The sequence below is a fragment of the Arthrobacter sp. Z1-15 genome, from assembly GCF_054792395.1.
This window is the reverse complement of record NZ_CP096454.1, coordinates 381,983-405,950: the sequence shown is the minus strand read 5'-3', so window position 1 is coordinate 405,950 and position 23,968 is coordinate 381,983. Positions and strand designations below refer to the sequence as shown.

Here is a 23,968-nt window from a genome sequence, read left to right as displayed (position 1 = left end):
CCCGGGATCAGGTTTCGAACTTGTACCCCAGCCCCCGCACCGTCACCAGGTGCCGCGGAAGGGAGGGATCCGGCTCGATCTTTCCCCTCAGCCGTTTTACGTGTACGTCCAGGGTTTTGGTGTCGCCCACGTAATCGGCACCCCAAATCCGTTCGATCAGCTGCCCCCTGGTCATCACCCGGCCGGAGTTGCGCAGCAGCATCTCCAGCAGTTCGAATTCCTTCAGCGGCAGCGGAATATCCGCTCCGTTAACCGTGACCACGTGCCGGTCCAGGTCCATGCGCACCGGACCTGCTTCCACTGTTGGACCGGACGCGTCACCGCCGTCGCCCCGGCGGCGCAGGACCGCCCGGATCCGGGCCAGCAGTTCACGGGAGCTGTACGGCTTGGTGACGTAGTCGTCGGCGCCGATCTCGAGGCCGACCACCTTGTCGATCTCCCCGTCCAGGGCAGTGAGCATAATGACCGGCACATCGGAGCGCTGGCGGATCTGCCGGCAGACCTCCGTGCCCGGCTGCCCCGGCAGCATCAGGTCCAGCAGGATCAGGTCTGCGCCGCGCCGGTCAAACTCGGTCACGGCGTCGGTGCCGTTGTCCACCACGCAGACCTCAAATCCCTCCCGCCCGAGCAGGTAGGAAAGGGGGTCGCTGAACGACTCCTCGTCTTCGACTATCAGAATCCTGGTCAAGCACTGACTCCTTGTTCCTGGCTGCCGCCGGCCGGCGCCGCCCTGCCCCTGGGGGTGGCCGCGGCACGTTCCTGCGGGCGCACCGGCGCAACTTCCGCAGACTCCATTTCCGGCAGCCTAACGGTAAAGGTGGACCCCTGCCCCGGCTGGGACCAGAGGGTGATTTCTCCTCCGTGGTTAGCCACCACGTGTTTGACGATGCTCAGGCCCAGGCCGGTTCCCCCGGTGTGCCGGGACCGTGCACTGTCAATCCGGTAAAAGCGTTCGAAGATCCGCTCCTGGTCGTCAGGGTGGATTCCCGGCCCCTGGTCCGTGACGGCAACCTGTGCCATGCCGTCGCGGGAGCGCAGTCCTATCCCCACCCGGCTCCCCTCCGGCGCGTACCGGATGGCATTGTCGATCAGGTTGCGGAAGGCGGTGGTCAGCATCTTCGCGTCCCCGTAAACGGCCCCTTCAACGGCGCCGCCGACGACGACCGTCGTGTTTCTATTCTCCGCGGGCAGACGGTTGGCCTCCACCGCATCGGCGACGAGCCGGTTGATGTCCACCTCGCGGGCCCGGTCCACCATGTCGGTGCTCTGCAGGCGTGAGAGTTCAATGATGTCCTGCACCAGGGCGGTCAGCCGGGAGGACTCCTTGCTCATTCTCGCGGCGAAGCGACGCACGGCCTCTTCGTCGCCGGCGGCATCGTCCAGCGCTTCGGCGAGCAGCGAGATGGCACCCACGGGGGTTTTCAGCTCATGCGAAACGTTGGCGACGAAGTCGTTGCGCACCTCTTCGGTGCGGGCAATCTCCGTGTGGTCGTCAGCCAGGATCAGGATGTATTCCTCTCCCACCGTGGACACCCGGACCTGCAGGATGGTGGTTCCCTGCCCCAGCGGGCCGCGCTGCAGCTCCAGCTGCCGTTCCTCAATGACGCCGTCACGCCGCACCCGCGCCGTCAGCTCCAACAGTTCGGGCGGAACCAGCGTGTGCCCGCGGACCAGGCCGAAGGCATAGGCTCCCGGGCTTGCCCGGACCACGCCGTCGACGGCGTCCACCACGATGTAGGCCCGCCCGATCGCGGCCAGCACCTCAGCCGCGCCGTCGGGGATGGCCGGCTCGTCGCCGGCCGCCAGTTCCCGGCGCTGGTGCCGGGACACCACATAGCCAAGCACGCCGAACACTCCCACGGCCAGGCCGAGCACTCCGGCAACCAGGCCCAGCAATACAGGATTCACTCTCCTAGCTTAGGCTGACGGCCGGGCCCCGGGGTGACCCGCGGTGGCATAAGTCCCCGCGTTAAACTAACGTTCATCTGAAGATGCCCAACGGTTAACCCGCTGCTGAAATCCTGCCAATGCGGCTGTGACAGGCAGCTAAGGGACGTTGGACGAGTGCTGTACAAGTGAAAGGACCCGAAGTGCGTAAGGTTTTTCAAGCCGAGCTTCATCAGATTGGCGAAGAGCTGACCCAGATTTCCGAGCTCGTCACCGAAGCGATGCAGAAAGCCACCCTCGCCTTCGAAGGTGCGGACACCGAGCTGGCGCAGGACGTCATCGCCGCCGATGCGCGGATTGATTTCCTCCAGAACGACCTCGACGAGCGTGCCATCGACATCCTCGCGCTGCAGGGCCCCGTCGCCAGCGACCTGCGGATGATCGTGGGATCACTGCGAATGAGCGCATCGCTGGAACGGATGGGCGACCTCGCCCGCCATATTGCCCAGCTGGCACGCCTGCGGTACCCCGAACAGGTTGTTCCCGAACCGATGGTGGACACGTTCAGCGAAATGGCGCGCCTGGATATCCGTATTTCAGAGCTGCTGACAGAACTCCTGGAGACGCGCAACCTGGACCTGAGCACCGAGATTTACGCCTGCAATTCCCGCATCAACGAGCTGCATGCGGGTGTTTTCAAGGCCGTGGCCGCTCCTGACTGGCAGGTGTCCGCGGTCAGCACGGTGGACCTGACTTTGGCGAGCCGCTACTTCGAACGCTTTGCAGACCACGGGGTTTCCGTGACGCGCAAGGTGAACTACCTGGTCACCGGGGAATGGCAGCCGCTGTCCGAGTCCAGCCGGTAGGCGCCCGGCGGAAGGAACAGGCATAACAGGAAAGGGCGGCCCCGCGGGGCCGCCCTTTCCTGTTATGCCTCGACCGTACCGGGACGGACGCTACTTCTTTTTGCCCTGATTGGCCACAGCCTGGATGGACGCTGCTGCAGCTTCCGGATCCAGGTAGGTACCGCCGGCCTTCACGGGCTTGAGATCCTCATCCAGTTCGTAAACCAGCGGAATGCCGGTGGGGATGTTCACGGCGGCGATATCGGCGTCGCTGATGCCGTCCAGGTGCTTGACCAGCGCGCGCAGGGAGTTGCCGTGCGCTGCGATCATCACCGTCTTGCCGGACTTGATGTCCTGGGAAATGTCGGATTCCCAGTACGGCAGGAAGCGCTCCAGGACGTCCTTGAGGCACTCGGTCCGGGGCAGTTCATCCTGCGCCAGATCCGCATACCGGGGATCGTGCGCCTGGGAGAAGTCGCTGTCGTCGGGCAGGGGCGGCGGCGGGGTGTCGTAGGAACGGCGCCACAGCATGAACTGCTCCTCGCCGTACTCCGCGAGGGTCTGCGCCTTGTCCTTGCCCTGGAGCGCACCGTAGTGCCGCTCGTTCAGGCGCCAGCTGCGCTTCACGTCGATCCAGATGCGGTCCGCGGCCCCCAGGGCAATGTTGGCCGTATTGATGGCCCGCTGGAGACGCGAGGTGTACAGGATGTCGGGCAGGATGTCGGCTTCCACCAGCAGCTCGCCGCCGCGGAGGGCCTCGGCCCGGCCAAGGTCCGTCAGATCCACGTCCACCCAGCCGGTGAACAGGTTCTTTTCATTCCATTCGCTCTGGCCGTGGCGCAGAAGGATCAGTTTGTAAGTCATATATGTCATGGTAACGGAGGACCCGGCGCCGGGGCAGGCCGGCGGCCCGCTGCGGATGCCTGCATGCCGTTCCCGCAGAACAGTCCCGCGCACGTCCGTCAGCGGTGCCCCTCATGCAGCCCGCGAGGTCCGCGTCCTGAGGCACACCGCCCGGCCAGTAACATTGTTTGGTGCAAAAACCGCAAAAACCCGTAGGAAATGTGACCAGGGGCACTACAAACCCTAATAGGCTCCGGCGCGTGGACCGCTGGCTGGCCGGTCCGCAGGGCTGGCGGCTGCGGCGAGCCGCAGATCCCCTCATCGTTGACCTTGGCTACGGCGCCGCTCCCACCACCGCCGTCGAACTCCACACCAGGCTTGGCCGCATCCGTCCGGATGTCGACGTCGTGGGCATCGAGATCGACCCCGTGCGCGTCCGCTCGGCGAAGGCGCTGGAACGGAACGGGCTGTCCTTTCGGCAGGGCGGTTTCGAGCTGCCGGTGGACGGGCGCCGGCCGGTCATGGTCCGCGCGTTCAATGTGCTGCGGCAGTATTCCGAGGACGAGTACGGGGCTCACTGGGATATGGTTCGGTCCCGGCTGGCTGACGGCGGGATTTTCGTTGACGGGACCTGTGATGAAATCGGCCGCCGCTCCACGTGGGTGGAACTGGACTCCGGCGGTCCGCTGTCGCTGAGCATTTCACTGCGGTTCGGCGCGTTTGTGCTGCCCTCCGATGTGGCCGAGCGGCTACCCAAGGCGCTGATCCACCGCAATGTTCCGGGCGAAAAAGTCCATGCCCTGCTTCAGGCCATGGACACCGCGTGGATCCAGGCCGCGCCGCAGGCTTCCTACGGCAACCGGCAGCGCTGGCTGGCCATGTGCGCGGCCCTGCGCGCTGCGGGGTGGCCGCTGCTGACCGGCCCCGCGCGGTGGCGCCTGGGCGAGATCACCGTGGCCTGGGACGCCGTCGCACCGGCCTGAACCGGCCCTGTTCCGGCTACCAGCGGCCGTAGGGTCCGGAAGATCCCCGGCCGGTGCCGCTGACTGAGGGCTTGACGTCAGCCAGGTAAACGCAGGCCGCCACGAGTCCCGCTAGGGTAAACGGCAGCAGGGAGCCGGGGCTCAGCGTACCGAGGATGCCCACGGCAGTCGCAGCTCCGGTCATGCCCATCCAGAAGCCCTTGGTCCGTTTGCCGGTGGCCTCAAAAATCGCAGGCTTGCGCCGTACGGCATCGGAAAACGCCCAGAGCGCAATCACCAGCGTGGCCAGGCCGAGGGCCCGGTAGAACAGCGGCTCGAGGAGGAAGACGTAAATCACTGTTTCAGCCTACCGTGCCAAGGCCTGGGCGAGGTCGGCCCAGAGGTCCTCGGCGTGCTCGATGCCCACCGAAAGCCGCAGCAGGTTCTCCGGAACGGACTGCGGCTCCGCCGGCTGGCGGCGGCGGCGCTCGATCAGTGATTCCACTCCGCCCAGCGACGTGGCCGGCAGCCACAGACGCACGTTCTCGGCCACGGCCTGCGCCGCAGCCGCCCCGCCGGCAACTTCGATGCAGAGAATCGACCCGAAGCCGTCCATCTGCTTTGCGGCCCGCTCATGCCTCGGGTCGCCGGGCAGCCCCGGATAACGGACGGCCTCCACCGCCGGGTGCACAAGCAGCCGCTCCGCCAGGATTCCCGCCGTGGCCTGCGAGCGCTCCACGCGCAGTGCCAGGGTCCGCAGGCCGCGCAGTGCCAGCCACACCTCAAACGGACCGCCCACGGCCCCGTGCAGTGACCGGTAGCTGTGCAGGCGGGTCCGCAGTTCCTCGCTGGAGGTGGCCAGTGCGCCGAGAACCACGTCCGAATGTCCGGCCAGATACTTGGTCACCGAGTGGAGGACGACGTCGGCTCCGAGCTCCAGCGGGCGGGTCACCATGGGAGTGGAGAAGGTGTTGTCTGCGACAACCAGCGCACCGACGTCGTGGGCGGCGGAAGCCAGGGTCTCGATTTCGGCAACCTCGAGCATGGGGTTGGTGGGACTCTCCACCCACAGCATGCTGGCCGGACGGGAGTCTGCCTCTTCTGTGCCGGACCCGCGCAGGGCAGCCGTCACTGCATCGGTATCGGCGATGTCCACGGTGCGGACGGTAAACCGCCCGTTGGCAGCCTCTTCCTCCGCCAGCAGCAGCGAGCCCTGGTAGCTGTGCCGCGGCATCACCAGGATTCCGCCGAGGGGAATCAGGGAAAGAGCGGCCGCCACCGCCGCCAGCCCGGAGGAATAGACCAGCGCAGGAAGCGCGGCACCTTCGAGCTCGGACAGCGCCGCTTCAAACGGATCCCAGGTGGGGTTGGAAAAGCGGCCGTACACGCGCTCGCCGCTGGCGGGGGTACCCGCGCCCTGGAAAGTGGAGGAAAGCACGATCGGCGGATTGACCGGAGCATCGGGTCCCCGCTCCGGCCTGCCGGCCGATACGGCGACAGTCTCACGGGCGAGGTTGGCGGAATGGGAGTTCGGCTCAGGGGTCATTGAAACAGCCTAGTGCGCGGCGGAAACACGTGCCATTGTGTCGTTCCCGCGGGTTCCCTGCACGGCGCTCTAGACGAACTTGCCGCCGGGCGTCGGGTCCGGGTCGCCGGGCTGCCGGAGCGAAACGATCGCCAGGACCAGCATCAGCACCGCAGCGAAAGCTATGGACGCCCCGTTGAACCACAGGTCCAGCACGAACCCGATCCCGCCGCCTCCCGCAAAGCCGAGCAGCACCAGGAAGAAGAGCCCCGACCAGAAGAGATTGGGTTCGCCGTTGATCCCCTTCCTGGAGAATGCGGCCTGCATCAGGAAGTTGAAGGCCATCTGCACCACAAAAGTCACGGCCACGGCGCCGTAGAGCATGCCGTGGTTCTTGTGGAAGGAATTACCCATGCCGCCGGCCACGAAGCTCACGCCGTACGCGATGAACCGTGGATCCAGGTCGGTCAGCGCCGCCAGCAGGGTACCGATGACAAGGAGGGCAAACAGCGAGAACAGCATGCCGGGGGTAAAAGACCTGCCGCTGCGCAGGAAGGCCGTCATCAGGACCCCGGACAGCGCGGATCCCACCCCGAAACACAGCACGGAGACTATGGCCGGCACGAACCTTCCCCAGTCTCCGTCCACCAGGTAAAAGCCGCTGGAAACCACGTTGCCGGACTGGACGGTGGCGAAGGTGTCTGCATGGGCCAGCGTCCAGGCGTTGAGCAGCCCGGCGGTGAAGGCGAGCAGGAAGCCGATGAACGGCTGTTCCATCAGCGGAAACCGGATGACCTCCGGATGCTTGTACACATACTGCACGCCGGCAGGGGGTGTTGGTGGAGCACTCATGGGCTCGCTTCTTTCCGGAGAGGGTGGCTTACGACGGCCGGCCGCGCTGGGATCCATGCCCGCTCAGGCAGCTGTTCCCTGCGGGAAGCCGGCAGGGGAACACGTTTGCATTCCCCTGCCGGTTGACTACCCGCGGCTCTGCTGAGGTCCGCGGAAAACGTCGGTGGCCCGGAGCGGGTTGGTGGGCGAGTGCCCCGATCCGCCGCCTGAACTGCTGTGGCCGCTTCCGTGATGCCCGGGAGAACCGGACATTGATGCCGGCGACCCTGCGGACGTGCCTGATCCCGCATGGTGCGGGCCGCGGAAGACGTCGGTGGCCCGCAGCGGATTGGTGGGCGAATGCGCCGACCCGCCGCCGTCTCCCCCGGAACTTCCGCGGGAGGCCGCCTGCCCGGGAATGCGGGAGGAACGGGGTTGGCTGCCGGCCGAAGCTGCCGGTTCCCGCGGAGTCTCCTGCGGACCCACGAAAACATCCGTTGCACGCAAGGGATTTGTAGGGGTGTGCACAGTCTTTTCCGCCTTTCGATTGCTGGTGCCGAACTTTTCCGGCTCGGCTGGCCGCCGGGAGTTCCGGGTAGCGGCGAGCGCATCGGTGACCGCGACAAAACGGGTGAGATGTGAGCTGAGCACCCGTTCGGCAGCCTGCCTTCCGTCTATCCGGCCGTGCCGCAGGGTGAAGCTCAGCCCCCAGGGGTTCCCGTTGAGATGGTTGACAGCGGCGTCCGCTCCGGACGGCGGCACGAGAACGCATCCCCAGACCGCCGCCGCGGTGTTCAGTTCATCCACCACATGTTCCTGGCCCGCATGCTGATAGACACCGGTGGCCATTGCCGTGAAGGTCTTGTCGATGAAGGCTCCCGTCTCGGCGGCATCGTGATGCTCATCAATGAAGGCTTTCAGGGAGGCGGACAACAAACCGGTATGCGAGGGCGACGTGAAAATGAAGCCGTCCGCCCAGGCCAGGTCCTCTCCCCTGGCCAGGATGCCCCGTGCCGCCGGTGCTGCCTGGTCTCCCAGCACCAGTTGCTTTACGCCGCGCAGCCGAAACTCAGTTCCCCTCTCCGCAAGAACGTTGCGGATAAGGGCGGCGAGCTCGGCGTTGGCACCGAAAAGGCTGGACGAGACAACCAGGATGCGGGCCACCGGTCAGCCCTTCCGGACCTTCGACTGGTCGTACCAGATCACCGGCGAGGGCTCGTCGTTGCGGGGCATGGACTCAACAAAATCAGTCGTGACATTCAGGTGGTCCGCCACTATCTGGGCCGGGTTGGATGCCAGCCATTTGTTGGCCGACACCTCGCTGTACTGCGGGTTCTTGAAGACCTCCAGATAGACGATCTTCTCGTCGCCGATGTTCTGCACGTAGTGCCCGGCGACGCGCGGAACCACACCGACGTCGCCCGCCTGGTAGTTGAAGGTCCGGGCGATGCCGCCGGAATCAAAAATTGTCATCCTTCCAAAGCCCTGCACCCAGTACTGCCACTCGGAGCCGCTCGGATGCCAGTGAAGTTCCCGCATGCCTCCGGGCTCAATCTCGACGAACGCCGCCGAGATGGTCTTGGCCGCCGGGAAGACGTTTTCGTCAACGATGCGCACCGTTCCCGCTTCCGAAACGATGGGTGTGGCGTTTTCCATGTGAAAGCTGAACATTTCGGGCACCCGCCCCTCCGGAGTCGGCCGCTCGACTTCGGAAATCGGGCCGGGGACGTTGGCCTTGAAGATGTACTTCTCGTCCTGTGGAAATGACGAAATCTCGCCCGGGGTTGTCTTCAGGTTTGCCGCCAGAACGTCCACCGGGACGTGAGCAAACCAATCGCTGAGCAGGAACGTGTTGTACTCGGAAAAGTCCCCGTCGCTGAACACCAGGAGGAACTCGCATCCCTGGTCCAGCCCCTGAATGGAATGCGGAAGGCCGGCCTCGAAGTTCCAGAGGTCGCCGGCCACGACGTCGTCGATGAAATAACGGCCCTTTTCATCGATGGCCGTGACCCGGGCATTGCCCGTAATCATGAAGCCCCATTCTGCTTCCTTGTGCCAGTGCAGCTCCCGGTAGGCACCGGGTTCAAGACACATGTCCACCCCGGCGACGTCGGTGGAAATGGGCAGTTCCCGGTTGGTCACTTCACGGGTCCAGCCGCCCGGCTGGAGCCGCTGGTGGGCGTCGGAGAAACTGAATTTGCAGTTGGGCAGCACGCCTCCGTCACGGGGCGGGGGAACCAGCATGTCGGGATTCTCCCGGTCCCGCCAGATGTCTCTGGGGCCGAGGTCAATCCAGCCCTTGCCGTCAGCTTCCCGGAACGGCTGGGGAATGTTGTCGGTGCCTGCTGCGTCACCTGAGCCGACACTTGGTTCGACCTTCGTGGTATCCGTCATGAGATGATCCTTCACTCGATGCGGCAACCGCCTTGGCGGAGTGTCCGGCGCTCCGGCGGGCTCACATATTTCACGGTAGGCGGGGCGGCGAGGGGGTGTACACGCACTTGGCTTTTTCCGTGCAGGGCCCCGGTCAATCGGTTTCCCGCTGTTCTCTTTCGCGTTCCGGGGGATTAGCCTCGCGGCATGGAACCTGCTGCTCCCCTTGTCCCCGGCACTGATTTCGGCCTCACCCTGTGGACCGCGCCCAACCCGTTCGCGGAACCGACTTCCTACGCGCTCGTGCATCCCTACACGGCCGAGGCAGGAGAGGGACTGAGCCAAACTGCTGTTGAGCTGGGACTGCGGCGCCTGGATGAGGACCGCGACATCCTGCCCCTGGGTACCGACACCATGTACGTTTCGCTCCGGGCACAGCAGGTGGAGTTCTGCCTTTCCCATGAGGTGTGGCTCCGCCATCCGGTTCCGGACGAATGGACCGGTAACGCCGTCGGCCGCCGCTACGTGGTTTTTGTCCTGGGGACGGAACCGCTGGAGGACGACTCCGACGCCGAGACCATTTCCGCGTACCTCAAACAGCGCGACAGCATTTACAGCGCTCTGGTCAAGATCAGGCTGCGCGTCGACAGGCGCTGATGCCGCTGCCAGGGCTAATGAAGCCTCCGGCCGGGGGAAATCAACTGGAGGCATCGCGGATGACAGGGTGGAGACCTAGGCTTTGTCGGATGGATGCCAGCAGCACACCGCATCGGGTCCCCGTGGTGGTTTTTGACGACGGCTCACTGACGCGCGCCGGCCTGGAAAGGGTGGCCCGCTATGCCTCGGAAGCCGCCGTCCTGGGCGGAGTCCGCGGTCCGTCCCTAGCCCGGCTCCTCGGAAATCTGGGCGTCCCGGTCCGGGAGTCCGGTTCCCCCGGTGCCGGCGTGGATACTGCCGTGGAATTGGCCGCCTCCCGGGCGGCCGTGCTGGTAACGGGAGTTCCCCTGGACACGCAGGAGTGGACAGCTGCGCTTGTCGCGGCGGCCCGGGCCACAGGGCGGTGCGGATTCCTCACCCATGTTCCCGACTCCGGGCACACCGGCTCCGTGGCGGTTGCCGCGCTGACGACGCACGCTCCCTCGTGGGCTGATCCAACCGGCCAGGCTTTCGGTGCCCTGGCGCTGCTGCATGCCGAAACTTTCGGTCCGCGGAACGTCAGCTCCCCGGCCGAGGCCGCCGGCCTGCTGGACCTCCCCGGCACGGACCGCCTGTTCATCTGCGCCGCTGTTCCCTATCCGGAGCCGGAAACAGCGCCGGCACCGGCACCGGCTTATCCCGTGACGGCCGCCGACACCGTGCTGGCCGTCCTGACGGACAGCACGCTCGAAGTGACAAACCGCTGCCCGGTGGCCGTGCGCGTGCGGGTCCGCCTGGGCGCCGCCGGAGAGGAGGCACGGGACCTCGGAGCAGTGGAAACCGAACTGGCCCCTCGGGAATCCGCCAGCCATCCGTTGCAGGAAGCGGCCTTCCTTGCCGGGCTTGAGCCGCCCGTCGCCGTCGTGCGCCACTGGAGCCATGAAACCGAAACCGTTTACGACGGCGGGACGATCCGTATCAACGGTCTGGACATCCGGTTTCTGGATGCCGGCGGAGGAACAATCGCCGTGGGCAGCTACGGATCCCGGCAGGGGCTGCACGTTGGGGTGAATTCGCCCGAGCTGGGCAGCGCCCTTGGCTCTTCGCTGACTTCCGTGGCGGATCAGTATGCCCGCATGGCTGCCCGGCGCAGCGCAGCCCTTTCGGATCTCCTCAGCCAACTCGCCGGGCCCTTGGAGCAGGCTCCGCCGGCAACGGCTTCCCAGCCGAACTAGGTAGGCTAGGCGGGTGAGTATTTCCAATTCCCCCGCCCGCCCTGCCGGCCTGTTCATTACGTTCGAAGGCGGCGACGGAGCCGGCAAGTCCACCCAGGCCCAAGAGCTCACTGCGGCGCTGGAAGCAGCGGGCCGGACAGTTGTCCGCACGCGCGAGCCGGGAGGAACCCCGGTGGGCGAGCAACTGCGCTCGCTGGTGCTGGAACACGGCAACGGGGAGATTGACGCCCGCACCGAGGCCCTGATTTTCGCGGCGTCCCGGGCCGCCCATGTGGCGCAGGTAATCCGGCCGGCCGTGGAACGCGGAGATGTGGTCGTGTGCGACCGCTATATCGACAGTTCCGTGGCCTACCAGGGCTCGGGGCGTTCCCTGGGCACCGACGAGGTCCGGCAGCTGAACGTCTGGGCCACCGAGGGTTATTCGCCGGACCTCACCGTGCTGCTGGATGTCGATCCCGAACAGGGCCGGTTGCGGCGCACCGCTCACCAGGCACAGGAAGACCGGCTCGAATCCGAACCCGACACCTTCCACCTGCGCATCCGCAGGGCTTTCCTGGAACAGGCCCGGAACGATCCCGCGCGCTACCTGGTGCTCGACGCCGGCCGGCCTGTGGACGAACTGGCGGAGGCCGTCCTGGCCCGGGTTCAGGAGCTGCTGCCGTGAGCGTCTGGGACGACCTGCAGGGCCAGGACCCGGTAGTGGACCAGCTGCGGCGCGGCGCCGCGCAGTCCACCCCCAACCATGCCTGGCTGTTCACCGGCCCGCCGGGCTCCGGCCGGTCCAACGCGGCCCGCGCTTTTGCCGCTGCGCTGCTCTGTGACCAGCCTGATCCGGCCGCACGCGGCTGCGGAGAATGCAAGGCCTGCCGCACGGCGCTGGCCGGTTCCCACGCCGACGTCACCTCCGTCACCACGGAAAAGGTGACGATCAGCATCGTGGAGGCGCGCGAGCTGGTGCGCAAAGCCCAGGACAAGCCCTCCACCGGCCGCTGGCGCGTCATCATTGTCGAAGACGCCGACCGCATGCAGGAACGCAGCACCAACGTGCTGCTCAAAGCCATCGAAGAACCGCCGCCGCGGACCATCTGGCTGCTGTGCGCTCCCAGCCCCGGTGACGTTCTGGTCACCATCCGTTCACGCTGCCGGGCGGTCAGCCTGCGCCTGCCTCCGGTGGAGGATGTGGCCGAGCTCCTGGTCCGCCGGGACGGCATCGACCCCGATGTTGCCCGCGACGCGGCCCGGGCCGCACAGAGCCACATCGGCATCGCCAAGCGGCTGGCCACCGACGAGGGTGCCCGCAGCCGGCGCGAGTCCATCGTGCGGCTGCCGCTGTCCCTGCGCAACGTCAGCGGAGCCATGAAGGCTGCCGCCGATCTGGTGGCCCTGGCCGAAGCCGAAGCCACCAGTTCCTTTGAACAGCGCGACGCCGCTGAACGCCGGTCGCTGCTGGCCTCGCTCGGTGCACCCGAAACCGGCACCGTTCCCCCGGCCATCCGCAGTCAGGTGAAACGCTTGGAAGAGGACCAGGTGCGCCGGGCGAAACGGTCCAAGAATGACTACTTTGACCGGGCGCTCACGGACTTGCTGTCCTTTTACCGCGATGTCCTGATGCTCCAGCTCGGCAGCGGGGACAGCCTGGTGAACGAGAACCTGCGCCGGGAACTGGCCGAATACGCCTCGCACGGCTCACCGGAACAGACGCTGCTGCGCATGGAAGAAATAAACGTGGTCCGGCGGCGTCTGGTCTCCACGAACGTGGCCCCGCTGCTGGCCATCGAGGCCATGGCGGTTAGCCTGTTATAACGGTGTCCGGCCATGCCCCGGCCGCTTCCCCAAAAACACCCATTGCCACCAGGAGCAACGATGACCCCAGCCAGCCGCCGCTTCCCCCGACTCGCGCTGGCTGCAGCGTCCGCCGTCGTCGTGCTTGCCGGCATGACCGCCTGCACCGGTGAGAGCCCGGCGGAGGAAACCAGTGCCGCGCCGCAAGCCGGCACCACCTCATCCGCCGCGGCGGAGGTCATCGGCGACGTCCCCGAGGACCTGCTGCCCTACTACAGCCAGGAGGTCAGCTGGGGCGGGTGCGAAGCCGGCGTCGCCGACGAGTTCCGGTGCGCCACGGTGGAGGTGCCGATGAACTACGCGGATCCCGGCGGGGAGAGCATTGACCTCGCTGTCATCCTCGCCGAGTCCGACGGCAGCGCGCAGGGGACCATCCTCGTCAATCCCGGCGGCCCCGGCGGCTCAGGGTATGACGCCGTCAGCGAGAACCTGCAGGGAATCACCACCGACCGGCTCCGGGAGAACTTCAATTTTCTCGGTTTCGATCCCCGCGGCGTCGGCCGTTCCACACCCGTTCAGTGCCTGACCGACGAAGAGCTGGATGAGGAGCGGTCCGAGTACCTGGACCCCTCCACCCCGGCCGGCCTCGCCGCTTCCCGGGCCAGCGCCCAGGAACTCGCGGACAAATGCGCCAAAAACTCCGGACCGGTTTTGGGGTTTGTGGACACCGAGAGCGCGGCCCGGGACATGGATATCCTGCGTGCCGTTGCCGGTGATGAAAAACTGAATTACCTGGGCTTCTCCTACGGAACCTTCCTCGGAGCGACCTACGCCGAGCTGTTCCCCGAGACCGTGGGCCGGATGGTGCTGGACGGCGGACTCGATCCGGCGGCGAGCAACGAGGAAATCACGCTGGGCCAGGCGGAAGGCTTCGAAAAGGCCATCCGGGCGTATGTCGAGGATTGCCTGTCCTCCGGCGGCTGCCCCCTGTCCGGCACGCCGGAGCAGGCCATCGAGACCATCCGTGCGCTGATCGCCTCGGTGGAAGCGAGTCCGATGACCGCGAAGGACGGCCGGACGGTAACGGTCTCCACCTTCGTCAGCGGCTTCATTCTGCCGCTGTACAACGACCAGAACTGGCCCGTGCTGACCCAGGCCCTCGAGGCCGCCCTGCAGGGGGATCCGTCGCTCATGCTGCGGCTGGCCGACCTCAGTGCCGACCGGGATCCTGACGGAACCTACGCGTCCAACAGCACCGTGGTCTTCAGCGCCATCAACTGCCTGGACTATCCGATGACCAGCGACGATCAGCAGATGCGCAGTGATGCCGAGGAACTGGAAAAGGCATCCCCCACCCTCGGGAAGTATCTGGGCTACGGCGGCATCACCTGCGAGGCCTGGCCTTATGACGCCGTGAACGAACCGCACGAGATCCACGCTTCCGATGCCGATGACCTGCTGGTTATCGGAACCACCGGAGATCCGGCCACACCCTATGAGTGGTCCGTCTCCCTCGCCGAACAGCTGGATTCCGCCACCCTCGTCACCTGGGAAGGCGAAGGGCACACCGCCTACGGCCGCGGAGACGAGTGCATCGCCGACACGGTGGACGACTACTTCATCGACGGCACGGTTCCGTCCGGCGACAAGGTCTGCTCCTAGCGCTTCTGCCTTCCTGCGCAGTCTCTTGTCGCCTTTATTCACCCGACGTAGCTTTTACTCATGCAGATAAAACCTGCGTCGGTCACCGGGACCGCCCGGCGGTCCGCATCATCGGCGCAACCGTGGCGGCCCGGCAGTGAAAGGGAACCCAGCGGTGTCCCGGGGCCGTAGCCCTTCTGGCAGCAGCCCTTCAGGCCGGGGCCGGATATTCGGTGTGCTGCGCCTGCTGGCTGGGCTCCTGCTGCCCTTGGCCGTGTTTTACGGCTTGCGGGCCGCCGGGGCAGGCGCCTACACCGTGCTGGTGGCCGGCACGGCGCTTTCCCTGGTGGACACGGCCGTCGATCTGGCGCGCAAGCGCAGCATTAATCCGGTGACCCTGTTGTGATCAGTTTGATGGTTTTCAGCACGGCGGTCTCCCTGCTGGCCGGCGACATGCGTTTCCTGCTGGCGCGCGGTGCCTGGGCGACGGGCCTTTCCGGGTTGTGGTTCCTTGCCAGTTCCTTGACCAGTTACCCCCTGGCCTACCTGTTGAGCCGTCCGCTCCTTGAAGGCCGTTTTGGCTGGCCGGCGGATTGGGACACCCTCTGGGAACGGATGCCGAAGTTCCGCCGGATATGGCGGGTCACCGGTCTCACGGCAGGCGCGGCGCTGCTGCTCGACTGCGGTTTGCGGATCCTGATGGCCTACACACATAGCCCCTCGTTTTGACCAGCCGCCCTGCGGCATATAAAGTTGTTCCTTGTGGATTCTGGCCGTTAGCGGATAGATGAAGCCCGCCTCCTTAGCTCAGTTGGTAGAGCGTCTCACTCGTAATGAGAAGGTCGCCAGTTCGATTCTGGCAGGAGGCTCCACAGCAAAAAACGAAAAATCCCCCGGAACTCGCAGAAGTTCCGGGGGATTTTTTTGTGCGGATTATCAGGTGGATTAAATCCCAGCGGAGGCTCTTAAGGATTATCGAGCGGTGCGGAAGGCTTAGGTGCCGGACGCCGCGCAGCCAGCATGGCCTTAATACGCTCTTCGGCATCGGGGGCGGCATCTGCGGCAGCCACGTTGGCTTCTTCCACGGCACGCAGCACTTCCTGCCGCTGGATTCTGACTCCGCGGGGAGCATCAATGCCGATGCGCACACCGTCGCCCCGCCCTTCAAGGACAGTGATGACGATATCGTCTCCAATCAGGATCTGTTCGCCTGATTTGCGCGTTAGGACCAGCATTCGCCCACTCTATCCCACGTCCCGGTCCCTGCTGCGGCCCGTGCTGCCCCTCGAAGCATCATGACAGCACCGGAGCGGGAGCCGGCCCCCCGTCGAGCCAGCCGATGGGCAGGCCCAGTGCGTTCACGGTCTGCGGAGTCGCCGTTGCCTCCAGACCCTCCACGGCCAGTGCCTCTACAGCGGCTGCTGCTCGAACGGCACCGACCCAGGCGGCCGTGTCATCAGGTTTTCGGCCCGCGTCAGCCACCACCCATAGCTGGTCCGCCGACAACGCCGCAACCAGCGTCGCATGCCTCCCCAGTTCGGTGGCACCCCGGCCCAGGCTGTATGCGAGGAAAATGCCGTAGCCGCCCATCACTCCGGCGGCCCGCGCCGCTGCCACCGCACGCCGGTCACCGGCCCGGACAACGTCGTCGGGCGTCACCAGGCCGGCGGCACGGACCCCGGATGATCCTGCACCCACGGCGCGTGACATGGAGCGGCAGACTTCCAGCGCGTCCTCCCCCAGGCCCACTACGATCACAAGGTCGCCTGCTCCGGACAGCGGTGCGGGAGCGGACCGGACGCGGTGCTGCGTTTCCGCCACCGGAATCAGCGACACCGGTTCGGCCGCCGGAACGTCAGTGGTTTCCGTGCTGAACGTCAGCGTGTCCATGAGCTCCGCGAAGGCCGGCGATGCCGTGGACACCGCGGCGGCACCTTCACCGGCGGGAGCCTGCAGGCGCGCTTCAACTTGCTCGGCGCGGTCCAGCAGCGCCGCGATGCCGGCATCCTTATGTGCGTCGGGCTCTCCCGGTGCACGACGGCGGCCCCGGGGCGGCAGCTGAACCGTCACCTCATAGTGGTGGCGGGCGAGAAACCCGCCAATGCCCCCGACAGTCACCTTTTCGGCGGCAATTATCCGCGCACGCGGGCCGTGTTCGGCCAGCACCTGTGCCTTCAGCGCCTCAATCGACGGGCCTTCAAGCTGAAATCGTCTCGGTTCCACGGACCACCCCCACTGTTTCAATGCTGACGCTAGCCGCTGTGACCTCCGAATACGAAAGAACAGGCAGTCCTCCCGTTTGCGGCGCGACCAGCCGGCGGATGGCCGGCCTCAGGGCGGGGGCGCAAACGAGCACCGCAGCGTAGCCCGCGTTTTCCGCTGCGGCAACGGCTGCCTTCAGCGACGCCATGACCGCATCGATGCGTGGCGGATCCAGCAGGATCTGGGTGCCCTGATCCGATGGACGCAGCGCCTCCAGCATGGTTTGTTCCAGCCCCGGATCGATCATAATGACGCGCAGCACGTTCCGGTCGATGTACTGAGCGGTTAGGGCCGGGCCCAGGGCCTGGCGGGCAACCTCCACCAGCTGTTCGGGATCGGGGGAAATCTTGGCCCGCAGCAGCAGTGACTCGTAGATGCGCGGAAGATCATTGATGGGGATCTGTTCCGCCAGCAACCCCTGCAGCACCCGCTGCACCTCGGCCAGCGACATAACCCCGGGAATGAGTTCGTCCACCGCGGACGGGTTCACCTGCTTTACCCCTTCGGTCAGTATGCGCACGTCTTCGCGCGACAGCAGCCGGGCAGCATTCGCCGTGATAACAGCGGAAAGGTGCGTCACCAAAACCGAAACCCTGTCGATAACCGTGGCTCCGGACATTTCCGCCGCGTGGCGCATCTCGTTCGGCACCCACTTGCCGGCGAGCCCGAAGACCGGTTCCACGGTGGCGGTTCCGGGCAGCCCCTCGAGGTGATCCCCCAGGGCCAGGACCTTGCCCGCCGGCGCTTCGCCGCGTCCTGCCTCCACCCCCGCAATGCGTATGACGTAAGTGGCGGAGGGAAGGTCCACACTGTCCCGGGTTCGCACAGGCGGGACCACAATGCCAAGTTCCATGGCGATTTTCCGTCTGAGCGAGCGGACGCGTGCCAGGAGGTCGTCGGAACCGCCGGTGACAATGCCCACCAGGTCCGGGGCCAGCATGATCTCCAACGCGTGGACCCGCATCTGCTCGATCAGGTCATCCGTGGTTTCCGCCGGGGGTTCATTGAGCCGGGCAAGGGCAGTTTCCTTGCTCGCTTCTTCGGCAGCTTCACTGGCCTTGATTCGCTGGGAGATAAAGATGAGCAGCGCGCCAATAATAATGAACGGCAGCTTCGGCATCCCCGGGATAAGTGCCATCACAATAGCCGCTCCTCCCGCGATCATCAGCGCGTTGCGGGACTGGCCCAGCTGGGCGGAGGCTGTCGAGCCCATGTCCGCTTCGGCGTTGGACCGAGTGACGATCATGCCGGTCGAAACCGCCATCAGCAGTGCGGGTATCTGAGTCACGAGGCCGTCGCCGATGGTCAGCAGGCTGTAGGTGCCCACCGATTCGCCGATGTCCATGCCCCGCTGGAGCATGCCGATCGCGATGCCGCCGATGAGGTTGATGATGATGATGATCAGGCCGGCAATTGCGTCGCCCTTGACGAACTTTGATGCGCCGTCCATCGCGCCGTAGAAGTCGGCCTCGGCGGATACCTCGGCCCTTCGTTCCCTTGCCTGCGTGTCGGTGATCAGCCCGGCGTTCAGGTCGGCGTCGATGGCCATCTGCTTGCCCGGCATGGCGTCCAGGGTGAAGCGGGCACCCACTTCGGCGACCCGCTCGGCACCCTTCGTGACCACCACGAATTGGATGACCACCAGGATCAGGAAGATCACGGCACCGATAATCAGTGAACCATTGACGGCAACGTGTCCGAAGGCTTCGATCACCTGGCCGGCGTACCCCTCCCCCAGCACCAGCCGGGTGGATGCCACGTTCAGGCCCAGCCGGAACAGCGTGGCCACCAGCAGCAGCGAGGGGAATACAGAGAAGTCCAGCGGCTTGCGCACGAACATCGTGGTCAGCAGGATCACCAGTGCCAGCAGGATGTTGATGATGATCAGGATGTCCAGCAGGACGGCGGGAATCGGCACGACCAGCAGCAGGATGATGCCGATGACGCCTACGGGCACTGCCATTTTGACGAGGTTCGACTTCACGTCGCCGCCTTACGGTGGATGGGTCTGGGGGTAGCGGGGGGTGTCTGCGGAGCAGCCATGGTGTGCACGCCGGACGTTGAACCACGGCTTTTAAGCGCCATGACGAATGCCAGGATGCGCGCGACGGCGTTGTAGAGGTCCGGCGGGATCTCCTGGCCCAGCTCGCAGGCCGCGTGGAGCGCACGTGCCAGCGGAATATCGCGGACCATGGGGACACGCTGTGTCTCAGCTTCCTCCCGGATGCGGGTGGCAATAGTGCCGGCTCCTTTGGCCACCACCCGCGGCGCCGATTTGCCGGGCTCGTATTTCAGGGCCACAGCAACATGTGTCGGGTTAACCAGAACGACGTCGGCGTCGGCAACGGCGGCAATCATGCGGTTTCGGCTCATTGCCAACTGCCGCGCACGGCGCTGGGACTTGATCAGGGGATCACCCTCCATGTTCTTGTTTTCATCCCTGACCTCTTTCAACGTCATCCGGGTCTTTTTCCGGTTCCGCTTCTGGACAACAAAAATGTCCGCGACAGCCAGGACAAGCCCGGCAGCCACCGCAGCCTGCAGCAGCGATGCCGTTCCCCCGGCTGCGGCTTCCAGAACCGACGCCACCGGCAGCCCTCCGGCGGTGGTGAGCACGGGCATCAGGCCCTGGATCACCATGTACAGGACCAGGCCCACGACCGCGGTCTTCAGCAGGGCCTTCACTCCCTGCCACAGTGCCTGCGTGCCAAACACGCGCTTTACTCCGGTGACCAGGTTGAACTGCTCGAATTTGCCTTTGAACTTCTTGAAGTGGATGCCGCCCTGCAGGGCAGCAGTGAGGAGGACGGCAGCCGCGACAACGCCCAGCAGCGGTCCAAGGACAAATCCGAGCGCACCCAGTCCCTCACCAAGGAGAGTCAGCGCCAGCCGCGGATCCGGATTTGCGGTGATGGCGTCCACTCCCAGCAGCCCCTCGGATCCGGCCTGTGCGCCGCGGTTTATCGTCATCGGCATCATCAGTGCCGCAATTCCGACCCCAATCCATGCCGTCAGGTCCTCCGAACGGGACAGCTGCCCCTTGGACCGCACTTCCTTCATGCGCTTGGGAGTGGCCTGCTCGGTCCGTTCTCCGGTGCCTTCCTCCGCCACCTAGCCCACTCCCGTCAGGGCCCTGACGGCCTGCTGCGTGATGGCAGCAACGATGCGGGGCAGGGCCACAAAGACCACTCCGGCCAGGGTGAGTGTCAGCAGGATTTTCAGGGGGAACCCCAGGGCAAAGGCATTCAGCGCCGGTGCCACCCGGGTCAGCAGCCCCAGCCCGGCGTCCGCCAGGAACAGGACCACCAGCAGCGGACCGGCAATCTGCACGGCTGCCACGAACATCTGGGACACACCTGACACCAGGGTGGAGACCGGATCGGCCAGGGCTATCCCTCCTCCAAGCGGCAAGGCCGTGAAGCTGCGGACCAGCCCGCCGATAATCAGCTGGTACCCGTCCGAGGCAAAGAGGAGGGCCAGCGCCGTCAGCTGGAAGAGACGGGTGAACTGGGCCCCGTTGACCATGGACTGCGGATCGAAGGCTTGTGCAAGGCTGAACCCGCCAAACAGGTCAATCAGGTTTCCCGCGGACTGCAGGGCGGAAAAAATAACCAGCACCAGGAATCCCAGCACGAACCCCACACCCAGTTCCAGGACCAGCGCCGTGAAGTACGCCGCCGTCCCGAGGGATGTGTATCCCTCGCTTGCCACCGGCGCGACTGCCAGGGCGAGGCCGATGCCCAACATGGCCTTCACCCGTGCGGGAAAGGCATTGTAGGAAAAAGGCGGCGCCACCACCAGGAACGCGACCATTCGCGCGCCGGCCAGCATGACTGCCTCCAGCCATTCCTGGTTGATGCTGATTCCCATCAGCCGCCGCCCAGCAGCTGCGGAATCTTGGCGAACATTTCGTTGGTGAAGGAGACCATCTCGGCGATCATCCAGTGCCCGCACACGAGCAGGGCGATGCCGACGGCGATGGCCTTGGGCACGAAAGAAAGGGTGACTTCCTGGATTTGAGTAATGGATTGCACCAGGGACACCGCAAACCCCACCACGAGCGCAGTGATGAGCACCGGCGCTGACAGTTTCGCGGCCACCCACAGCCCCTGAAGCCCAATGTCCAGGACCGAATTGGTATCCATCAGGTGCCTCCCTGGTAGCTGTTGATCAGGGACGTAATGATCAGTCCCCACCCATCAACCAGAATGAAGAGCAGGATCTTGAACGGCAGCGAAATCATCACCGGCGGGAGCATCATCATGCCCATGGACATCAGCGCCGCTGATACCACCAGGTCAATCACCAGGAACGGAATGAAGATCACGAAGCCAATGATGAAGGCCGCCCGCAGCTCGGAAATCATGAAGGCGGGAATCAGCGTCAGCAGCGGCACATCCTGAGGGCTCTCCGGGTTCTCGCGGTCCGCGGCGCGGGTCATGAGCGCAACGTCCTCTTCCCTGGTGTGGGCGAGCATGAACTGCTGCAGGGGTCCGGAGCCGGTGTCGAGCGCACCTTCGAAAGTGAGGTCCCCGTTCAGGAACGGTTGAACGGCAAGCGTATTAATTTCCGTCAGGACCGGACCCATGATGAACAGGGACAGGAACAGGGCCAATCCGGCCAACACCTGGTTGGGCGGAATTGACGGCAGCGACAGGGCGTTGCGGGTCATGGCCAGCACCACGAAGATCTTCGTGAAGGACGTCATCATCAGCAGCAGCGCCGGTGCCACCGACAGCAGGGTGATACCGATCAGGGTGACGACGGCGGTGGAGGGCCCGCCGTCGGCTCCGTTGATGTCGATGCTTAGGCCCTCGCCGTCGTCGGGCGCGGAAGGATCGGTGGGGGCAGACGGGTCGGCGGGCGGCAACGGGTCGAAGGTCACGGCATGGGACGGAGCGGCAGCGGCCAGCGACAGCGCGAGCATGGCGCCGAACACAAGCAGTGCAAGAGCCAGGAACCCGGCCAGCCGGCGGCGGTGGAGAGCGGCCTTCACCCGTTCCTGCCCCGGCGAAGGGCAGCGGCGGCCTGCCGCCAAGTGGCAGGCGATAGGACGGAACCGGCCAGGAGCGGATGAGCGGCCTCCGGCTGGCCATTCAGCGCGTGGGCCGGACCATCGGCACGGCGCCGCGGACGCGTGTTAAGCAAACCGGTACTGCCTGGGCCGTGGTTATGCGCGGGGTTGTGGACTGCCGCTTCGAGATGCGTCTCAAAACTGACCGGCGGCGGGAGTTCCGCCTCGGACGTGTGCAGGACGTTCACGGAAGCCTCAGTGACACCGAGCAGGAAGCGCTGCCCGCCGGTTTCCATCACCACCACCGACGCCTTGGGCGTGATGGCCTGCCGGCACACGACGCGGACCAGCGGCTCGGCGCCGGACGCCCGTGCGTTGCGGGTCAGCCGCCGCTGGAACCACCAGACCAGGGCCAGGACCGCACCGAGCGAAACCACTACCCGGAGGACCAGGGCAACTGTCTCCACTTAGCTGAGACCTTCGGCCACATCGAGGATCTTGGTGATGCGGACGGCATAGTCCTGGTCAATGACCACCACCTCGCCGTTCGCAATCAACCGTCCGTTCAGGAGAATATCGGCCGGTGCTCCGGCGGAACGGTCAAGCTCCACCACCCGTCCCGGTTCCAGGTTCAAGACGTCACGGACCGCCATGCGGGTGTGGCCGATGGCGACCGTCAACGCCATTTCGACGTTGTTGATGCGGCTAAGCTTGCCGGCCATGGCGGAGTCGTTTCCGGTGCCGTGGGGAGTGTCGCGCAGCCGGATGGCAAACCATCCGGCGCGGCCGTCATGCCCGTGCAGTTCAAAAACCACAGTGGAGGGGTGGCTGAACAGCGCTGAAGCGTCATCAATATGGGTATCGCCCAGGACCCCGACGCCGAGCGTTGAGCCCGCAGCCTCCAGCGCCGGCCGCAGGATGTCCGCTTCAGAGAGGAACGGAGACGGGGATCCGGCGATGTCGGCGAGGGGCGTGCTGCTGTCGAGCACCAGCGCCAGATCCGCCGATTCGGAACCCACGAATGACGCTGTGACTGCCTGTGCCACCTCTTCAAGGGGCATGCCGCTGCCGGGGAACGGCAGCGGCTCCAACACGATGGAGGTGGGCAGCAGACGGACAAGTGCCGATGCCGCGTCTGTGTGCAGGGATGTGGGGATGCTCATTTTTTATTCTCCTCGGTACTGACAATGACGCCGGCCAGGCGTGAACCGCTGGAACCTGCCGCAGCCTGGGCCAACCGATGGCCTCCGACCGTGACGTTCAGCGGGCGGTGGCGGGGATGGCCCAGGTTCAGGACATCGCCGACGGCAAGGTTCAGGACCATTGCCGGTTTCACCGGGATGGAATCGAGCTGCAGCAGGACCTCCACCGGAACGTGGGCGAGTTGCCCGCGGATCAGTTCCGCCGGCGGTGCCGACGATCCGGCGCTTCCCACAGGGTCGAGCTGCGGCAGCAGAGCGCCGGCAGGAATGGCAACCGTCGCCGGCGCCACGTTGTCGCCCACCACCATTTCAAACCGCGCAACAATCATGGGGTCAGCAGAGGCCGCCGCCTGCGCGAACTGGGAGTTGTACTGGATGGACGCAAGCGTCATCGGCAGTCGCAACAACGTTCCCAGGGAATAGTGCAGCCCGTCCAGCGCATCATCCATGATGCGTCCCAGGAGTGCCTGCTCAATCTGCGTGAACTTCCGTTCCGGAGCCACGAGTGCTCCGGTGGCGCCAAGCATGTGTCCCACCCAGGACAGGGCGGCCGGTGTGGGGAACTGGATAACGGCTTTGGCCCCGATGTTGGGAACGTTGAACAGGACCATTCCGGTGACGGCCGGCAGGCCGGCGGCGTATTCGTCGTAACTAAGGATCTCCACCCGTTCGCTGGTCACCTGGGACAGCACCCGGACCTTGGCGGTCAGCTGGGTGCCCCACTGGCGGGCAAAGGTGTCGAAGGCCATCTCCAGTACCCGGGCGTGCTCACGGGCAAGGGTGGTTGGACGGCGGAAATCATAGGCCTCCGGGGAGGCGGCGTTTGCGGGCACGCCAAGGGCAGTTGTTTCATGATGGACCGTCACAAGTGCCACTATCGGCACCGGGACCGGCGGCGTAAGCCTTTCCAAAACCTGCTTTTGGGGGCGC

At 65.5% G+C, this 23,968-nt stretch carries 27 protein-coding genes and 1 tRNA gene; 10 read left to right on the top strand and 18 right to left on the bottom strand.

The annotated features are described in order from the left end of the window. Positions 1-7: 7 nt before the first annotated feature. Together M1D40_RS02020 and M1D40_RS02015 are read right to left on the bottom strand one after the other, a co-directional pair. Complete coding sequence (locus M1D40_RS02020) at positions 8-688, bottom strand: response regulator transcription factor (RefSeq protein WP_341395454.1); 681 nt, start codon at positions 686-688, stop codon at positions 8-10. Continuing rightward, complete coding sequence (locus M1D40_RS02015; RefSeq protein WP_341395453.1) at positions 685-1,908, bottom strand: sensor histidine kinase; 1,224 nt, start codon at positions 1,906-1,908, stop codon at positions 685-687. The genes M1D40_RS02020 and M1D40_RS02015 overlap by 4 nt, the downstream gene beginning before the upstream one ends. A 182-nt stretch (positions 1,909-2,090) precedes the next feature. On the opposite strand from M1D40_RS02015, the gene phoU reads away from it, so the two are divergent. Further along, positions 2,091-2,753, top strand: coding sequence for a phosphate signaling complex protein PhoU (gene phoU, locus M1D40_RS02010; RefSeq protein WP_268910053.1), 663 nt, complete (start codon positions 2,091-2,093; stop codon positions 2,751-2,753). 90 nt (positions 2,754-2,843) lie between these two features. On the opposite strand, the gene M1D40_RS02005 is transcribed toward phoU, so the two are convergent. Further along, on the bottom strand, positions 2,844-3,596 hold the full coding sequence (locus tag M1D40_RS02005; RefSeq protein WP_341395452.1) for a phosphoglyceromutase: 753 nt from the start codon (positions 3,594-3,596) through the stop codon (positions 2,844-2,846). A 239-nt stretch (positions 3,597-3,835) separates the two neighbouring features. Between M1D40_RS02005 and M1D40_RS02000 the strand changes: the two genes are divergently transcribed. Then, complete coding sequence (locus tag M1D40_RS02000) at positions 3,836-4,558, top strand: class I SAM-dependent methyltransferase (RefSeq protein ID WP_341395451.1); 723 nt, start codon at positions 3,836-3,838, stop codon at positions 4,556-4,558. A gap of 16 nt (positions 4,559-4,574) precedes the next feature. On the opposite strand, the gene M1D40_RS01995 is transcribed toward M1D40_RS02000, so the two are convergent. The 5 genes from M1D40_RS01995 to M1D40_RS01975 form a co-directional block, all read right to left on the bottom strand. Continuing rightward, complete coding sequence (locus M1D40_RS01995; protein ID WP_341395450.1) at positions 4,575-4,895, bottom strand: DUF2516 family protein; 321 nt, start codon at positions 4,893-4,895, stop codon at positions 4,575-4,577. Positions 4,896-4,904: 9 nt separating this feature from the next. Then, positions 4,905-6,083 carry a trans-sulfuration enzyme family protein gene (locus M1D40_RS01990; RefSeq protein WP_461170026.1) on the bottom strand — a complete coding sequence of 393 codons (1,179 nt, stop codon included), beginning with the start codon at positions 6,081-6,083 and terminating at the stop codon, positions 4,905-4,907. Positions 6,084-6,152: 69 nt separating this feature from the next. Next, positions 6,153-6,914 carry a YoaK family protein gene (locus tag M1D40_RS01985; RefSeq protein WP_341395448.1) on the bottom strand — a complete coding sequence of 254 codons (762 nt, stop codon included), beginning with the start codon at positions 6,912-6,914 and terminating at the stop codon, positions 6,153-6,155. A 126-nt stretch (positions 6,915-7,040) separates the two neighbouring features. After that, entirely contained in the window at positions 7,041-8,057 is a 1,017-nt protein-coding gene (locus M1D40_RS01980) for a flavodoxin family protein (protein ID WP_461170025.1), read from the bottom strand. Between the two features lie 3 nt (positions 8,058-8,060). Next, on the bottom strand, positions 8,061-9,287 hold the full coding sequence (locus M1D40_RS01975; RefSeq protein WP_461170024.1) for a cupin domain-containing protein: 1,227 nt from the start codon (positions 9,285-9,287) through the stop codon (positions 8,061-8,063). 186 nt (positions 9,288-9,473) lie between these two features. Between M1D40_RS01975 and M1D40_RS01970 the strand changes: the two genes are divergently transcribed. The 8 genes from M1D40_RS01970 (at position 9,474) to M1D40_RS01935 (ending at position 15,432) form a co-directional block, all read left to right on the top strand. Further along, entirely contained in the window at positions 9,474-9,923 is a 450-nt protein-coding gene (locus M1D40_RS01970) for a hypothetical protein (protein ID WP_461170023.1), read from the top strand. An 89-nt stretch (positions 9,924-10,012) separates the two neighbouring features. After that, on the top strand, positions 10,013-11,137 hold the full coding sequence (locus M1D40_RS01965) for a hypothetical protein (RefSeq protein WP_461170022.1): 1,125 nt from the start codon (positions 10,013-10,015) through the stop codon (positions 11,135-11,137). 13 nt (positions 11,138-11,150) lie between these two features. Beyond that, complete coding sequence (gene tmk, locus M1D40_RS01960; RefSeq protein WP_461170021.1) at positions 11,151-11,801, top strand: dTMP kinase; 651 nt, start codon at positions 11,151-11,153, stop codon at positions 11,799-11,801. Next, on the top strand, positions 11,798-12,940 hold the full coding sequence (locus tag M1D40_RS01955; RefSeq protein ID WP_461170020.1) for a DNA polymerase III subunit delta': 1,143 nt from the start codon (positions 11,798-11,800) through the stop codon (positions 12,938-12,940). Before tmk ends, M1D40_RS01955 begins: the two co-directional genes overlap by 4 nt. A gap of 60 nt (positions 12,941-13,000) precedes the next feature. Further along, entirely contained in the window at positions 13,001-14,581 is a 1,581-nt protein-coding gene (locus M1D40_RS01950) for an alpha/beta hydrolase (RefSeq protein WP_461170019.1), read from the top strand. A 214-nt stretch (positions 14,582-14,795) separates the two neighbouring features. Beyond that, positions 14,796-14,966 carry a hypothetical protein gene (locus tag M1D40_RS01945; protein WP_461170018.1) on the top strand — a complete coding sequence of 57 codons (171 nt, stop codon included), beginning with the start codon at positions 14,796-14,798 and terminating at the stop codon, positions 14,964-14,966. Positions 14,967-14,974: 8 nt separating this feature from the next. Further along, positions 14,975-15,289, top strand: coding sequence for a VC0807 family protein (locus tag M1D40_RS01940; protein WP_461170017.1), 315 nt, complete (start codon positions 14,975-14,977; stop codon positions 15,287-15,289). A gap of 67 nt (positions 15,290-15,356) precedes the next feature. After that, positions 15,357-15,432, top strand: a tRNA-Thr gene (locus M1D40_RS01935). Positions 15,433-15,525: 93 nt separating this feature from the next. On the opposite strand, the gene csrA is transcribed toward M1D40_RS01935, so the two are convergent. From csrA to M1D40_RS01885, 10 genes are all read right to left on the bottom strand, one after another. Beyond that, positions 15,526-15,795 (bottom strand): carbon storage regulator CsrA, encoded by a 270-nt coding sequence (gene csrA / locus M1D40_RS01930; protein ID WP_461170016.1) that lies wholly within the window; start codon positions 15,793-15,795, stop codon positions 15,526-15,528. Between the two features lie 58 nt (positions 15,796-15,853). After that, on the bottom strand, positions 15,854-16,783 hold the full coding sequence (locus M1D40_RS01925) for a hypothetical protein (RefSeq protein ID WP_461170015.1): 930 nt from the start codon (positions 16,781-16,783) through the stop codon (positions 15,854-15,856). After that, complete coding sequence (locus M1D40_RS01920; protein ID WP_461170983.1) at positions 16,758-18,785, bottom strand: flagellar biosynthesis protein FlhA; 2,028 nt, start codon at positions 18,783-18,785, stop codon at positions 16,758-16,760. Before M1D40_RS01920 ends, M1D40_RS01925 begins: the two co-directional genes overlap by 26 nt. Before the next feature lie 17 nt (positions 18,786-18,802). Next, positions 18,803-19,933, bottom strand: a complete 1,131-nt coding sequence (locus M1D40_RS01915; protein ID WP_461170014.1) for an EscU/YscU/HrcU family type III secretion system export apparatus switch protein — start codon at positions 19,931-19,933, stop codon at positions 18,803-18,805. Continuing rightward, a complete protein-coding gene (locus M1D40_RS01910) occupies positions 19,934-20,692 on the bottom strand; it encodes a flagellar biosynthetic protein FliR (RefSeq protein WP_461170013.1) in 759 nt (252 codons plus the stop codon). Next, on the bottom strand, positions 20,692-20,967 hold the full coding sequence (fliQ, locus tag M1D40_RS01905) for a flagellar biosynthesis protein FliQ (protein WP_461170012.1): 276 nt from the start codon (positions 20,965-20,967) through the stop codon (positions 20,692-20,694). The genes M1D40_RS01910 and fliQ overlap by 1 nt, the downstream gene beginning before the upstream one ends. Continuing rightward, entirely contained in the window at positions 20,967-21,749 is a 783-nt protein-coding gene (gene fliP / locus M1D40_RS01900; protein ID WP_461170982.1) for a flagellar type III secretion system pore protein FliP, read from the bottom strand. The genes fliQ and fliP overlap by 1 nt, the downstream gene beginning before the upstream one ends. 65 nt (positions 21,750-21,814) lie before the next feature. Next, positions 21,815-22,303 (bottom strand): FliO/MopB family protein, encoded by a 489-nt coding sequence (locus M1D40_RS01895; RefSeq protein ID WP_461170011.1) that lies wholly within the window; start codon positions 22,301-22,303, stop codon positions 21,815-21,817. Then, entirely contained in the window at positions 22,304-22,999 is a 696-nt protein-coding gene (gene fliN, locus M1D40_RS01890; protein WP_461170010.1) for a flagellar motor switch protein FliN, read from the bottom strand. Continuing rightward, positions 22,996-23,904 (bottom strand): flagellar motor switch protein FliM, encoded by a 909-nt coding sequence (locus M1D40_RS01885; protein WP_461170009.1) that lies wholly within the window; start codon positions 23,902-23,904, stop codon positions 22,996-22,998. Before M1D40_RS01885 ends, fliN begins: the two co-directional genes overlap by 4 nt. Positions 23,905-23,968 lie beyond the last annotated feature (64 nt).

Coding starts and splice junctions, on each gene's coding strand:
- M1D40_RS01985 (WP_341395448.1), bottom strand. CDS start 6,914: ATGAGTGCTCCACCAACACCCCCTGCCGGCGTGCAGTATGTGTACAAG.
- M1D40_RS01970 (WP_461170023.1), top strand. CDS start 9,474: ATGGAACCTGCTGCTCCCCTTGTCCCCGGCACTGATTTCGGCCTCACC.
- M1D40_RS01940 (WP_461170017.1), top strand. CDS start 14,975: ATGGTTTTCAGCACGGCGGTCTCCCTGCTGGCCGGCGACATGCGTTTC.
- M1D40_RS01975 (WP_461170024.1), bottom strand. CDS start 9,287: ATGACGGATACCACGAAGGTCGAACCAAGTGTCGGCTCAGGTGACGCA.
- fliP (WP_461170982.1), bottom strand. CDS start 21,749: ATGCTCGCGCTGTCGCTGGCCGCTGCCGCTCCGTCCCATGCCGTGACC.
- fliQ (WP_461170012.1), bottom strand. CDS start 20,967: ATGGATACCAATTCGGTCCTGGACATTGGGCTTCAGGGGCTGTGGGTG.
- M1D40_RS01965 (WP_461170022.1), top strand. CDS start 10,013: ATGGATGCCAGCAGCACACCGCATCGGGTCCCCGTGGTGGTTTTTGAC.
- csrA (WP_461170016.1), bottom strand. CDS start 15,795: ATGCTGGTCCTAACGCGCAAATCAGGCGAACAGATCCTGATTGGAGAC.
- M1D40_RS01910 (WP_461170013.1), bottom strand. CDS start 20,692: ATGGGAATCAGCATCAACCAGGAATGGCTGGAGGCAGTCATGCTGGCC.
- fliN (WP_461170010.1), bottom strand. CDS start 22,999: ATGAGCATCCCCACATCCCTGCACACAGACGCGGCATCGGCACTTGTC.
- M1D40_RS01990 (WP_461170026.1), bottom strand. CDS start 6,083: ATGACCCCTGAGCCGAACTCCCATTCCGCCAACCTCGCCCGTGAGACT.
- M1D40_RS01920 (WP_461170983.1), bottom strand. CDS start 18,785: ATGGCAGTGCCCGTAGGCGTCATCGGCATCATCCTGCTGCTGGTCGTG.
- M1D40_RS02005 (WP_341395452.1), bottom strand. CDS start 3,596: ATGACTTACAAACTGATCCTTCTGCGCCACGGCCAGAGCGAATGGAAT.
- M1D40_RS01950 (WP_461170019.1), top strand. CDS start 13,001: ATGACCCCAGCCAGCCGCCGCTTCCCCCGACTCGCGCTGGCTGCAGCG.